The organism is Propionibacterium freudenreichii subsp. freudenreichii (assembly GCF_000940845.1).
Classification (GTDB): Bacteria; Actinomycetota; Actinomycetes; order Propionibacteriales; family Propionibacteriaceae; genus Propionibacterium; species Propionibacterium freudenreichii.
Genome location: NZ_CP010341.1, coordinates 1,154,903 through 1,168,731, shown reverse-complemented (window position 1 = coordinate 1,168,731; position 13,829 = coordinate 1,154,903). Strand labels below are relative to the sequence as shown.

Annotated in this window: 8 protein-coding genes; 2 read left to right on the top strand and 6 right to left on the bottom strand. The window is 66.5% G+C overall.

The window, feature by feature from the left end; translation table 11 throughout:
* Positions 1-36 precede the first annotated feature (36 nt).
* The gene (ybaK, locus tag RM25_RS04975; RefSeq protein ID WP_013161077.1) at positions 37-555 is read left to right on the top strand and encodes a Cys-tRNA(Pro) deacylase; all 519 of its coding nucleotides are present in this window, start codon (positions 37-39) and stop codon (positions 553-555) included.
* Positions 556-591: 36 nt separating this feature from the next.
* Here ybaK and RM25_RS11845 read toward each other — a convergent pair whose 3' ends face one another.
* A complete protein-coding gene (locus RM25_RS11845; RefSeq protein WP_052809114.1) occupies positions 592-1,317 on the bottom strand; it encodes a hypothetical protein in 726 nt (241 codons plus the stop codon).
* A gap of 72 nt (positions 1,318-1,389) precedes the next feature.
* Positions 1,390-4,962 (bottom strand): DNA polymerase III subunit alpha, encoded by a 3,573-nt coding sequence (gene dnaE, locus RM25_RS04965; protein WP_036941371.1) that lies wholly within the window; start codon positions 4,960-4,962, stop codon positions 1,390-1,392.
* A 225-nt stretch (positions 4,963-5,187) separates the two neighbouring features.
* On the opposite strand from dnaE, the gene RM25_RS04960 reads away from it, so the two are divergent.
* Positions 5,188-5,859, top strand: coding sequence for an HdeD family acid-resistance protein (locus tag RM25_RS04960; protein WP_055344081.1), 672 nt, complete (start codon positions 5,188-5,190; stop codon positions 5,857-5,859).
* Positions 5,860-5,878: 19 nt separating this feature from the next.
* On the opposite strand, the gene RM25_RS04955 is transcribed toward RM25_RS04960, so the two are convergent.
* The 4 genes from RM25_RS04955 to trpA form a co-directional block, all read right to left on the bottom strand.
* On the bottom strand, positions 5,879-7,348 hold the full coding sequence (locus tag RM25_RS04955) for a glutamate synthase subunit beta (protein WP_036941140.1): 1,470 nt from the start codon (positions 7,346-7,348) through the stop codon (positions 5,879-5,881).
* Entirely contained in the window at positions 7,341-11,849 is a 4,509-nt protein-coding gene (gene gltB, locus RM25_RS04950; RefSeq protein ID WP_044636136.1) for a glutamate synthase large subunit, read from the bottom strand. Before gltB ends, RM25_RS04955 begins: the two co-directional genes overlap by 8 nt.
* Before the next feature lie 143 nt (positions 11,850-11,992).
* A complete protein-coding gene (gene lgt, locus RM25_RS04945; RefSeq protein ID WP_036941146.1) occupies positions 11,993-12,964 on the bottom strand; it encodes a prolipoprotein diacylglyceryl transferase in 972 nt (323 codons plus the stop codon).
* The gene (gene trpA, locus RM25_RS04940; RefSeq protein WP_044636706.1) at positions 12,961-13,794 is read right to left on the bottom strand and encodes a tryptophan synthase subunit alpha; all 834 of its coding nucleotides are present in this window, start codon (positions 13,792-13,794) and stop codon (positions 12,961-12,963) included. Before trpA ends, lgt begins: the two co-directional genes overlap by 4 nt.
* Positions 13,795-13,829 lie beyond the last annotated feature (35 nt).

Genomic DNA, 13,829 nt, shown 5'->3' with positions numbered 1-13,829 from the left:
CCGATCAGTGTCCGCCCACCAAGGAATCGTTCAGGGATGTCGAAGTCTGCGAACAAGTCAACCGGTACTCCCGCCACGGTGGCGCTGGCCCGCACGGGGCTGCCCCATACGCTGCACCCCTACGTCCATGACCCGCGCTCACGCTATTTCGGCGAGGAGGCCGCCGCGGCGCTGCACGTCGATCCGGCACGGGTCTTCAAGACCCTGGTGGTCGAGCTGACGTCGGGGCCGGAGCCCCTGGTGACGGCCGTGATCCCTGCCGACAACCACCTCGACCTCAAGCAGATCGCCGCCTTGTCCAAGGCCAAGCGGGCGGCGCTGGCCGATCCCGCGGTGGCGCAGCGGGTGACCGGGTTCGTGCGGGGCGGGATCTCCCCGCTGGGTCAGAAGCGCCAGACGCCGGTGATCATCGACCAGTCGGCCGCGGCGGCGCCGACCATCTTCGTGTCAGGGGGGCGTCGCGGGCTGAGCGTGGAGATGGCCCCCGATGACCTGGTGCGCGCGACCCACGGCCGGCTGGGCACCATTTCCAGGCCGGGACTCCACTGGAGCTGAGGCACCGCCGGGCAGCACCGGGAGCCCGGCCGGGGCTCAGTGCCTGCCGAATGCCGGGAAGCGGATCAGGCGATGTCCGCTGCGGGTGAGGCCGGTGGCAGGCTTCGGGCCGGGGGCCTCCCGGGCACCAACGGCGTCCTGGTCGTGATCGGCCGCCTGGTGCTCGTCCTTCTCCTCGTCGCGACCCAGCGCGCTGTAGAGCAACACCGGAACGGTTGCACCGAATGGCCACAGCAGCCAGGCCGTGGCCGAACGCAGGGTGAGGTCAATGGGGATCGTTGCCCCCCCCGGCGCCCCGGCGAGCCGTCCGGCGAAGTCATGGGGCCCCAACAAGGTGCCGAGCCGCCAGGTGATCAGGGCAGCAAGGGCGGACCCGACGATCGCGACCATGGCCACCGGCCAGCCCCAGCCCTTGAACCAATGCCAGGCGAGTGTGCCCAGCGCAACACCGCCGAACATGCCGATGATCATGAAGTCCGCGTCGGCGCCGAAGAACTCCGACAGCGCCTGGTTGCTCACCGCGGCGCTGCCGTCGTTTGACACGGTGATCGTCGGCACCGGGGCGGTGAGCTTCCAGATCACCGCGCAGACGGCACCGGCCACCGCGCAGATGACCACGAACAGGGCCAGGAAGCCCAGCTCGCGACGACGGGAGGCAAGCCACGCCCGACCGCGCGACGGCCCGGCCCCGGGCGGCGGCCCGCCGGCATCCCGCGCGGCTGGTCCGGGCGCCTCGGGCGCTGTCCCCACCGACTCACTCACTCACGCGTTCCCTTCGCTCACCATGGCTGGCCCCGATCGACCCGACGGGCAGTCGGGGCCATCGTGCTCAGGCTATACGGCCACGGAGGCGGGTCCGAGCAGGGCCTTGAGGTCGGCCACCAGCGGTTGCTCGTTCGTCACCCGCAGGCCGTCACCCACGCGCAGCACGGTGTCCGATTGAGGCCCCACCAGCTGCACCCGCACCTCGGTGGAACCGGGATGGGCGGTGAGCACCTGCCGCAGCTCGGCGACGATCGGCGGCGTGCAGCGCACCAGCGGCAACCTGATCGTCACCGGCCCCCCACTGGACTGGCGGATGTCGGGCAGGGTCAGCTCGTCGGCCTGCATCTCCAGCGACTCATCCTTGTTGACCACCCGACCCCGGATCCGCACGATCGTGTCGGGCGACAGTTGGGTGAGGCAGGTTTCGTAGACCTTCGGGAAGATGAGCACCTGCATGCTGGCGTCCAGGTCCTCGACGTCGATGATTGCCCAGAAGGCACCCTTCTTCGTCTGCTTGCGCTGCACCTGGGTGATCATGCCGCAGATCACCTCGACATGTCCGTCGGCCTCGGCACCCTGCTCCGCGATCTGTCCCAGCCCGATCGTGCGTTCGGCGGACAGCACATGCTCCAACCCCCGCAGCGGATGGTCGGAGACGTACAGGCCGAGCATCTCGCGCTCAAAGGCCAGCTTGGTGCGCTTGTCCCAGTCGGGGATATCGGGAACCGTGTGGTTCATGGCGGGATCGGACTCGGCATCGCCCCCGCCCAGGTCGCCGAACAGGTCATCCTGTCCGTTGGCCTGGTTGCGCTTGAGGTCGATCACCCCGTCCACGGCCGTCTCGAAGACGTCCATGAGCGCCCGCCGTGAATGGCCCATGGAATCGAAGGCACCCGCCTTGATCAGCGATTCGATGCACCGCTTGTTGCACACCGACAGCGGCACATTGTCCAGGAACTCAAAGAATTCGTGGGCCGGCCCGTGATCGGTGCGAGCCTCGACGATCCCCCCGACCACCGAATCGCCGACATTACGGATTGCGCCCAAGCCGAAGCGGATGTCCTCACCAACGGCGGTGAATTCCTTCTCCGAGGCATTCACATCGGGGGCCAGCACCTTGATGCGTTGTGCGCGCATGTCGGACAGATACAGGGCCATCTTGTCCTTGTCGTCACCCACGGAGGTGAGCAGGGCAGCCCCGTACTCTGCCGGATAGTTCGCCTTGAGATAGGCGGTCCAATAGCTCACCAGGGCATATCCGGTGGCATGTGACTTGTTGAATGCGTAGCCGGCGAAGGGAACCATCACATCCCACAGGGCCTGGATCGACTCATCGGAGTAGCCGTTGTCGCGCATTCCCTTCTGGAAGGGCTTGAAGTTCTCGTCCAGGATGTACTTCTTCTTCTTGCCCATGGCACGCCGCAGCAGGTCTGCACCACCCAGGGTGTAACCCGCCAGCTTGCGCGCGATCGCCATGATCTGCTCCTGGTAGACGATCAGGTGATACGTGGGTGCGAGGATCTCGTCCAGGTCATCCTTGAGTTCGGGATGGATCGGCACGATCGGACGGCGACCGTTCTTGCGGTCGGCGTACTCGATGTGGGCATTGGCACCCATCGGACCGGGACGGTAGAGGGCGAGCACGGCGATGATGTCGTCGAAGCAGGTGGGCCCCATCTGACGCAGCAGCGAACGCATCGCACCACCATCGAGCTGGAAGACGCCCAGGGTGTCGCCCCGGGCCATCAGCTCATAGGTGGCGGCATCGTCCAGCGGCAATTTCTGCAGGTCGACGTCCTCGCCACGGTTGCGCTTGATGTTCTTCACGCAATGATCCATGATGCCCAGGTTGCGCAGGCCGAGGAAGTCCATCTTCATCAGGCCCATTTCCTCGAGCTGCGGGTAGGCAAAGCCGGCAATGATCATGCCGTCCTTGTCCCGCTTGTGCATCGGCACGAGGTTGAGCAGCTTCTCGCTGGACAGGATGAAGGCACATGCATGCACGCCGGATCCACGGATCAGGCCCTCGATACCCATACCGGTATCGACAACGCGCTTCACATCGGGGTCGGAGTTGTACAGATTGCGGAATTCCTGGCCCTCCGAGTAGCGCCCGTTGCTCTCATCGAAGAGCTTGTTGAGCGGAACCCCCTTGCCCATCACATCCGGTGGCATGGCCTTGGTGATGCGATCGCCCAGGCTGAAGGGATAGCCCAGGATGCGGTTGGCGTCCTTGACGGCAGCCTTTGCCTTGATCTTGTTGAAGGTGTTGACCTGGCTGGTGTATTCCTCGCCATACTTGTGGGTCACATAGTCGATCACCTTGTCACGCTGGCGATCATCGAAGTCGAGGTCGATATCGGGCGGGTTGACCCGCTCGGGATTCAGGAACCGCTCGAACAGCAGGCCGTGCTCCAGGGGGTCAATCGCGATGATGTCGGTGAGATAGGCGATGATCGAACCGGCGGCCGATCCACGTCCGGGCCCCACCGGGACGCCCATCTTGCGGGCGGCATCGCAGATATCGGAAACCACCAGGAAGTAGGAACTGAACCCGAGCGGCTCAATGACCTTCAGCTCCGTTTCGACACGCTCCATCACCGCGTCACTGGGATGATCGCCGTAGTGCTTCTTCAGCCCGATCTTGACCTTCTTGCGCAGCCAACTCTCCTGGGTCTCGCCCGCCGGCACGTCGAATTGCGGCATGCGATCGACGTAGCTGAAGACCTCCTCGTAGGATTCGATGCGCTCGGCGATCGCCAGGGTGTTGTCGGCCGCCTCCTCGAGACCCGGGAACAGGGCCCGCATTTCGGCGGCGGTCTTGATGTAGTAGCCCGAACCGTTGAACCGGAAGCGATCAGGATCATCCTTGTTGCGGCCCACGCCGATGCACAACAGGTTGTCGTGGTCGTCGGCCTGGTCCTCGGTGACATAGTGCGAGTCATTGGTGGCGAGCAGCGGCAGCTTCAGCCGCTTCGCCAGGCGCAGCAGGTCGGCGCGCACCTGATGCTCGATGTCGACCCCATGGTCCATCAGCTCGCAGTAGTAGTTCTCCTTGCCGAGGATGTCCTGATAGGCGGCCGCGGCCTCGCAGGCCTCCTCGAACTGCCCCAGGCGCAGTCGCGTCTGCACCTCACCCGACGGGCACCCGGTGGACCCGATGATGCCCTCGGAGTACTTCGCAATGAGTTCGCGGTCCATGCGGGGCTTCATGTAGTAGCCCTCGTAGCTGGCCAGGGAACTCAGCTTGAACAGATTGTGCAGGCCGGTGGCGTTCGCGGCCAACATGGTCATGTGGGTGTAGCGCCCACCACCCGAGACATCCTTACCACCCTCGGTGTCGGGTGAACCGGTGTCGCGACGGTTTCCCCAGAACTCCTGGCTGCGCGAGAGCCTCGTGGAGGGGGCCACATAGGCCTCGATGCCGATGATCGGCTTCACCAGCGGGTTCTGCTCACCGTCATATTTCTTGGCCGTCTGGTAGAACTCGTAGGCCCCGAACATATTGCCGTGGTCGGTCATGGCGACTGCGGGCATACCCTGGCGGGCCACCTCGGCGAACAGCTTGTCGTTGCTCGCCGCACCATCGAGCATTGAATACTCGGTGTGCACGTGCAGGTGAGCGAAGTTCTTCGAAGCCATCGAATTCCAATCCTTGAGCGCCACGGCCGGGCGGCCCGTCCCCGATCCGTCACAGGACCCGGGCACGGTGCTCGTCGGCTGGTCACAGGGTACCCACCCGATCCAGTCCGCCGAAGTCAGGCCCGGCACCGCCGGGGCGGCTCGTGGCGGCACGCGCCGCCCGCCGACTTGAATCAGTGGACCCGGGGCGTCACGATCGATGTACGGACCACCGAGGAGCCCATCATGAACCTGTCCGACGCCCTGACCGAGTCCCTGCGCACATTGGGCCTGCTGCCCCTGATCAGCGGCATCCTGGCGGTGGTCTTCGCCGCCGTGGCCCTGTTCTGGCCCGGTGGCACCGTCACCTCCATCGTCGTGATCCTCAGCCTCTACCTGCTGCTCTCGGGGGCCGGCACCGTGGTCACGAGCCTGCGGCTGCGCAGCCTGCCCGGGTCGGGCCTGATGACGGCCGTCGGGGTGTTGGGCGTCGTGTTGTCGCTGGTGATGCTGTGGCATCCCGGCATGAGCACCCGCATCCTGGTGAGCTTCATGGGGGCCTGCCTGGTGATGTTCGGCATCTTCGTGGTGGCGATCTCCCTGGCCGTGCGCCGGGCCACGGGCCGCTGGGCATGGTCATTGCCGGCCGGTGCAGTGGCCGGGGTCCTGGGATTGGTGTTCCTGGCACGTCCCGGATTCGGCGCCGACGCCCTGGGCATGTTGCTGGGCATCGGCGTCCTGGTCTTCGGCCTCGCGCTGATCGCGGCCGGCGTGCAGCTGCGTCGTTTCGCAGCCGGGGTGCGCAGGGCCGCCCGGGATGCCGGATTCGGCGGCCCGACGGTCGTCGAGGGCAGCGTCGTCCCCGATGAGGGGCCCGACGCCGGGGGACCCGCGAACCCGCCGATCACCCGCGCCTGACCGCGCGGGTGTCGGGGCGTCACAGCATCAACTGGCGCACCTGGGGGCCAATCGGCCTGGGCAACGGGGAGGGGTGACCGTTCAGGAAGGCGTCGACGCCGTGGGCGCAACTGCGGCCCTCCGCAATGGCCCAGACGACCAGTGACTGTCCGCGTCCGGCATCACCACAGGCGAACACGCCGGGCACGGTGGTCTGGAAGTCCTCATCACGCACGATATTGCCGCGACGGTCGAGTTCAAGGTCCAATTCGCTGACCAGTCCCGACTTCTCGGGTCCGACGAAGCCCATCGCCAACAACACCAGCTGGGCGTCGATCTCACGTTCGGTGCCGGGCACCGGGGCGAAGCGACCATTTGCCTCACGACGCACCTCGGACAACCGCACGGCCCTGACGTTGCCCTGGTCGTCACCCAGGAACTCGCTCGAGCTGGCGGAATACAGCCGTTCCCCGCCCTCCTCGTTCGCACTCGAGACCCGGTAGATCATCGGATAGGTGGGCCACGGCTGGGAGTCGGGACGCGTCGTGGGCGGATGGGGCATGATCTCCAGCTGGAGCACGGATCGGGCACCCTGCCGCAGCGCGGTGCCCAGGCAGTCGTTGGAGGTGTCGCCGCCCCCGATGACGACGACGTCCTTTCCGGTGGCCATGATCTGGTCGGGAACCTCGCCGCTCAGCGCCTTGGTCGCCTGGGGCAGGAACTCCATCGCCTGGTGGACGCCGCGCAGCTCGCGGCCGGGAATCGGCAGCTCCCTGGGGGTTGTCGAGCCGATCGCCAACACGATCGCATCGAAGCGCTCGAGCAGCTGCTCACCGGTGATGTCCTCGCCGATGGTCACGCCGGTCTTGAAGGTGGTCCCCTCAAGTCGCATCTGCTTCAGGCGCCGGTCCACAACCGACTTCTCGAGCTTGAAATTGGGGATGCCGTAGCGCAGCAGGCCGCCGGGCGCGTCGGCACGCTCATAGACCACCACGGAATGCCCGGCCCGGGTCAGTTGCTGGGCCACGGCCAGTCCGGAGGGCCCCGATCCCACCACGGCCACCGTCTTCAGGGTGTGCCAGTTGGGCATCTGGGGGGTGACCCGCAGGTCGTCCCAGCCCTTGTCGACGGTGGCGACCTCGACGTTCTTGATGGTCACCGGATCGCGGTGGATTCCCTCCACACAGGCGGTCTCGCACGGCGCCGGGCACAGCCGTCCGGTGAACTCGGGGAAGTTGTTGGTGGCATGCAGGCGGTCAAGTGCCACCTGCCACTCACCACGCCAGATGAGGTCATTCCATTCCGGAATGAGATTGCCCAGCGGGCAGCCGTTGTGGCAGAAGGGAACGCCACAGTCCATGCACCGGGCGGCCTGGGTGGTGATCAGCGGGAGCACGGCCTCGCCGGGAGTGCCCGGGTAGACCTCATCCCAGTCGTCCACGCGCTCGTCGGCCGGTCGGCGCACGGCGACCTCGCGCGGGTACTTCATGAATCCCTTGAAGTCAGCCACGAGCAGCCTCCATCATTGCGTCGGTCACTTCTTCTTCGCTTGCGCCACGTTTTTCGGCATCCTGACGGGCGGCCAGCACCCTGGCGTAGTCACGCGGCACGATCTTGGTCATGCGCTCCGCCAACCGTGGATCCTCCAACAGGGCGGCCGCGACATCCGACCCGGTGAGCTCGACGTGACGGGCCAGCAGCTCGCGGATTCGGGCCATGTCGAGTTCGTTCACCGCCACCGCGTCGGCCAGCGAGGCATTGAAGTGCTCGGGCGCCAGGTCGAGCACCCACACCACGCCCCCTGACATGCCGGCCGCGAAGTTACGTCCCGTCGGGCCGATCACCAGGGCCTCGCCGCCGGTCATGTACTCACATCCGTGGTCGCCCACCCCCTCGACCACCGCAGTCGCGCCGGAGTTGCGCACGCAGAAGCGCTCCCCCACCAGGCCCCGCAGGAAGATCTCGCCGCTGGTGGCCCCGTAGGCGATCACATTGCCGGCGATGATCTGGGTGGACTGGTCGAATGTCGACTCGGCGGGAGCCCGCACGATGATGCGTCCCCCCGACAGGCCCTTGGCCAGGTAGTCGTTGGCGTCGCCGACCAGCGTCATGGTGATCCCGCGCGGCAGGAATGCCCCGAAGCTCTGTCCGGCGGTGCCGTGGAAGTCCAGGTCGATCGTGTCGTCCGGCAGTCCCTTGCCATCGGTGGCCATCGTCACCTCATGGCCGAGCACGGTGCCGACGGTGCGGTTCACATTGCGCACTGCCAGTTCCGCGTGCACGTGCTCGCCGCGCTCCAGCGCCGGACGGGCCAGCTCGACGAGCTGCTCATCCACGGTGCCGGCGAGCTCGTGGTCCTGCATCGTGGTGCGGTACAGCGACGTCCCCTCGGGAACGTCGACGCGATGCAGCACGGCGGCCAGGTCGATGCCGCGCGCCTTCCAGTGGTCCACGGCCGGTGCCGTGTCCAGAGCCTCGACGTGGCCGACTGCTTCCTGGATGGAGCGGAATCCCAGCTCGGCCAGGATCTCGCGGGTCTGCTCGGCCATGAACTCCATGAAGTTGATGACATATTCGGGCTTGCCGTCGAACACCTTGCGCAGCTCGGGGTTCTGGGTGGCGATTCCCTGGGGGCAGGTGTCGAGATGGCACACCCGCATCATCACGCAGCCCATGGAGACCAGCGCGGTGGTCGCGAAGCCGAATTCCTCGGCACCCAGCAACGCGGCGATCACCACGTCACGACCGGTCTTGAGCTGGCCGTCGCACTGGACGACGATCCGATCGCGCAGGCCATTGAGCAGAAGGGTCTGCTGCGCCTCGGCCAGGCCGAGCTCCCAGGGACCGCCGGCGTGCTTGATGGACGTCAATGGTGCTGCGCCGGTGCCACCGTCGTGTCCGGAGATGAGGACCACATCGGCCTTTGCCTTGCTGACGCCGGCCGCGACCGTGCCCACACCCACCTCGCTCACGAGCTTGACGTGGATGCGCGCCGAGGGATTTGCGCACTTCAGGTCGTGGATGAGCTGCTTGATGTCCTCGATGGAGTAGATGTCATGGTGCGGCGGCGGGCTGATCAGTCCCACGCCGGGCGTCGCGTGACGCGTCCGGGCGATCCAGGGGTAGACCTTCTCGCCGGGCAGGTGACCGCCCTCGCCGGGCTTGGCCCCCTGCGCCATCTTGATCTGCAGGTCGCTGGCATAGGACAGGTACTCGCTGGTCACCCCGAATCGGCCCGAGGCCACCTGCTTGATGGCGCTGCACCGTTCGATGTCATGGAGGCGCTCGGGGTCCTCCCCACCTTCGCCCGTGTTCGAACGGGCGTGCAGCCGGTTCATGGCGATGGCCATGGTCTCGTGGGCTTCCTGTCCGATCGACCCATAGCTCATGGCACCGGTGCTGAAGCGCTTGATGATCTCGCTGGCCGGCTCCACCTCGTCGAGCGGCACGGCCGGACGATCGTGGCTGAACTTGAGCAGGCTGCGCAGGGTCATCAGCCGCGATGAGTTGTCGTTGATGCGTTCGGTGTAGCGCTTGAACTGCTCATAGTCGCCGCGCCGGGTGGCCTGTTGGAGGCGGAAGATCGACTCGGGATCGAACAGGTGCTGCTCGCCCTCACGGCGCCATTGGAGCTCGCCGCCCACCTCAAGGGTGCGGTGGGGCAGGGAGTTCCCGTTCTCGGGGTAGGCGCGCTCGTGGTGGAAACGAATCTCCTCGGCCAGCTCCGGCAGGCCGATCCCCTCCACCCGGCTCGAGGTGCCGGCGAAGTAGTTGTCGATGAGCTCATGGTTGAGGCCCACGGCCTCGAACAGCTGCGCGCCCCGGTAGCTCGCCAACGTCGAGACGCCCATCTTGCTCATGATCGTCAACAGTCCCTTGCCCAGGGCCTGAGACACGTTCTCGATGGCCTGCTCGGGCGACACGTTCACGTACAGCTCATGGCGGGCGAGGTCCTCGGCGCTCTCGAACAGCAGATAGGGGTTGATGACCGCCGCACCATAGGCGAACAGCAACGCCGCGTGGTGAACCTCCCGCACATCGCCGGCCTCGACGACCAGGCCGATGCGTGCGCGCTGACGCTTCTCCACCAGGTACTGGTGCATCATGCTGGTCAGCAGAAGCGACGGGATGGGCGCCAGTTCGGCATTGCCGTGCCGGTCGGACAGGACGATGACCCGGATGTCGTCGGCGATCGCCTGATCTACCTCGCGACGAATCTCGTCCAGGCGGGCCGCCAGGGCGTCAGCTCCACCGCGCACCTCGTACAGTCCGTGGATGGTGCGGGTCTGGCCACCGGTGTGGTCCGGGGCCTCGCCCAGGTGGACGATCTTGGCGAGCTGCTCGGAGTCGATGATCGGGTAGGGGATCACGAGTTGGCGTGAGCTGTCGCCGGTCGGATCCAGCAGATTGTCCTCGGGGCCGATGCGGCTCTCCAGGCTGGTGACCATCTGCTCGCGGATGGCATCCAGGGGAGGATTCGTGACCTGGGCGAATTGCTGGGTAAAGAAGTCGAACAGGCTCTTGGGCCGATCGGAGAGCACGGCCAGCGGTGCGTCATTGCCCATGGAGCCGATCACATCGCGCCCGAGGTTGGCCATTGGGGCCACGATGCGGCGCAACAACTCGTGGGTGTATCCGAAGACCTCCTGGCGACGGGTCACCGACGAGTGGGAGTGCACGATGTGGGTGCGTTCGGGTAGGTCGTTGATGCTGACCAGCCCGTCGCGCAGCCAGCTGCCGTAGGGCTCCTGGCGGGCCAACTCGTCCTTGACCTGCTGGTCATCGATCACCTGGTGCTTGGCCAGGTCGATGAGCAGCATCCGGCCGGGCTGCAGGCGTCCCTTCTGGCGGATGTCGCCGGGTTCCACCGGCAGCACGCCTGCCTCCGAGGCGAAGATCACCCGGTCGTCGGTGATCCAGTACCGCGCCGGACGCAGGCCGTTGCGGTCCAGGGTGGCCCCGATGAGGGTGCCATCGGTGAAGGCCACGCAGGCCGGGCCGTCCCAGGGCTCCATGAGGCTGGCGTGGTACGAGTAGAAATCACGATGCGAGGGAGGCATCGCATCGTTGTGCTGCCAAGCCTCCGGGATCATCATCATCACGGCGTGGGGCAACGAGCGTCCTGCCAGGTGGAGCAGCTCAAGCACCTCATCGAAGCTGGCCGAATCGGACCCGCCCGGGGTACAGATCGGGAAGGCACGCTCCAGGTCACCGGGGATGACATCGCAGTGCAGCAGGGCCTCGCGCGCCCGCATCCAGTTGCGGTTGCCCTTGACGGTGTTGAACTCTCCATTGTGGGCGATCATCCGGTAGGGGTGGGCGAGCTTCCATGACGGGAAGGTGTTGGTGCTGAATCGCGAGTGCACCAGCGCCAGGGCCGAGGCGAACACCGGATCATGGAGTTCGGGATATATCTCCGTGAGCTGGGTGGTGGTGAGCATGCCCTTGTAGACGATGGTGCGTGCGCTCAGTGACGCGAAATAGGTGTTGGTCTCATGCTCGGCGCGGCGACGCACCATGTACACCTTGCGGTCGAGGTCAATGCCGGCCGAACCGTCACGGGCCGACACGAACAACTGGGCCATGTGCGGCATGACCCCCAAGGAGATCGGGCTCAGCGTCGACGTTGCCACCGGCACGGTGCGCCAGCCGAGGACCTTCAGTCGTTCCTCGATGGCGATCTTCTCGATGGAGATCATCGCCATCTCCCGTTCCTCCTCATCGGTGGGGAGGAAGGCCATGCCGGCCGCATACTGTCCGGTGGGGGGCAGCATGAAGTCCACCGCGCCGCGGAAGAAGGCATCGGGCATCTGCACCAGGATCCCCGCGCCGTCGCCGGCTGCCGGGTCGGCCCCGGTGGCCCCGCGATGGTCGAGGTTGACCAGTGCTTCCAGCCCCTGCTCGACGGTGGCATGGCTCGGGTGTCCATCCAGCTTGGCAACGAATGCCACACCGCAGGAGTCGTGCTCGTAGGCCGGATCGTACAGACCCTGCTTTTCTGGTAGCGCCATGTGATGTTCCCTCCGTCTCGACGCGAGAATAATCGCTGCTGCGTGGTGCTGATCACGGCGATTACGGAGCGGACGGGCCGGGCAACCCCCGCAGGGCATGCCCGATGGCACCGTGATCGTGTCCGCGCCGGCGAGCGCGCGGCTCAGTTGAAGGACTCGCCCCGTGGGACGTTGGGCACGTGGGTCCCGCTCCCGGACGCGTCAGGGCCCGGGGAAACCTGCGTGGGGGCGTCGTCCGCGATCGGTGCGGGCCCCGCCGGGTGGTCGCCTGTCGGCACTGCCATGTCAGGCGAGGCGCGCCACACGTCGGGCGCGTTGCCCGGACGGAAGCGCAGTTGCCAGATGAACAGGATCGTGGCGAGCACGAACACGATGGCCGAGGTGTAGTTGTTGATGCGGAATCCACCGATGGTGTTCGCCGGGTCAATGCGCAGGGCCTCGATGAAGAACCGACCCAGGCAGTAGTACATGACATAGCAGGTGAACAGCTTGCCCCGCCCCATGGCGAACCGGCGTCCCAACCACAACAGCAGGAAGCCACCCAGCACGTCCCAGATCAATTCGTAGAGGAAGGTCGGGTGGAAGGTGGCGAACTGCTCATAGCCCACGGGCCGGTGCTCGGGATCGATGAGGAGGCCCCAGGGCAGGGTCGTGGGGCGGCCGAACAATTCCTGGTTGAACCAATTCCCCAGGCGCCCCAGGGCCTGGGCGAAGATCACGGCCGGGGCAAGGGCATCGGCCACCACGCCGAATCGCATTCCGTTGCGTCGGCACCACACCCAGGCGGTGAGCGCGCCAGCGGCGACCCCGCCCCAGATGCCGAGTCCGCCGTTCCAGATCTTGAGGGCGTCGATCGGGTGGCGTCCGGGTCCGAAGTACAGCTCGTGATCGGTGATCACGTGGTAGGCACGTGCCCCGATGATCCCGATGACCACCACCCACAGCAGCATCGACTCGAACTGCTCACGCGTTGCGCCCTGGCGCGCCAGGCGACGATTGCCCAGCACGGCGGCGACCACGATGCCGGCCAGGATGCACAGGGCGTAGAAGTGGATCGTCAGCGGTCCCAGCGAGAAGCTGCTGATCGGCGGGCTGGGGATGAACAGCGGGCTCACCAAGCCTTCCTCACCCCTGCGGCGAGGTCGTCGACAGTTGCCCGCAGCGGACCCAAGTCGCGTGTCCCAGCGTCCTCGGCGTCCAGCAGTCGCTTGACCAGCGCGGACCCGACGATGACCAGGTCGGCGAACGAGCCGATCTCGGCGGCCTGCTCGCCATTGGAGACGCCCAGTCCGATGCCAACCGGCAGGTCGGGGGCCGCGCGGCGCACCCGCTCCACGAGCTGTGGTGCCGCCGAAGAAGTGCTGGCACGGGCCCCGGTCACTCCCATCACGCTGGTGGCGTAGACCCATCCGCGGCAGGCGTCGGTGGTCATCTTCAGGCGACGCTCCGTCGACGACGGCGCGACCAGGTAGACCCGGTCGAGGCCGAACTCGTCGGAGGCGGCCGCCCACATGGCGGCATCATCGGGCGTGAGGTCGGGGGTGATGAGTCCGGCTCCCCCGGCATTGGCCAGGTCGCGGGCGAAGCCACGCACGGATTCCTCCGGGTGGGTGGTCCGACCGTGGCTGCCGTAGTGCTCCACCAGGTTCCAGTAGATCATCACCATGGGGGTCGCGCCGGTGTGGGCGACGGCCTCGACGGCGGTGAACACGTCCCTGGTGCGCACTCCCCGTGCCAGGGCCTTCGTCGTCGCATGCTGGATGGCCAGGCCGTCCATCATCGGGTCCGAGTAGGGCATGCCGATCTCGACGGCATCGACACCCTGTCCCTGGCTTCCGCTGGTGAGGGCCTGCATGGCCTCGATGGATCCCGGGACGTCGGGATAGCCGACCGGCAGGTAGCCGACCAGCGCGGGCCTGCCCTGCTCGCGACAGGCGGCCACCATCTTGCCAGAGATGCCCAACCGGTTCTCGTCGGGGA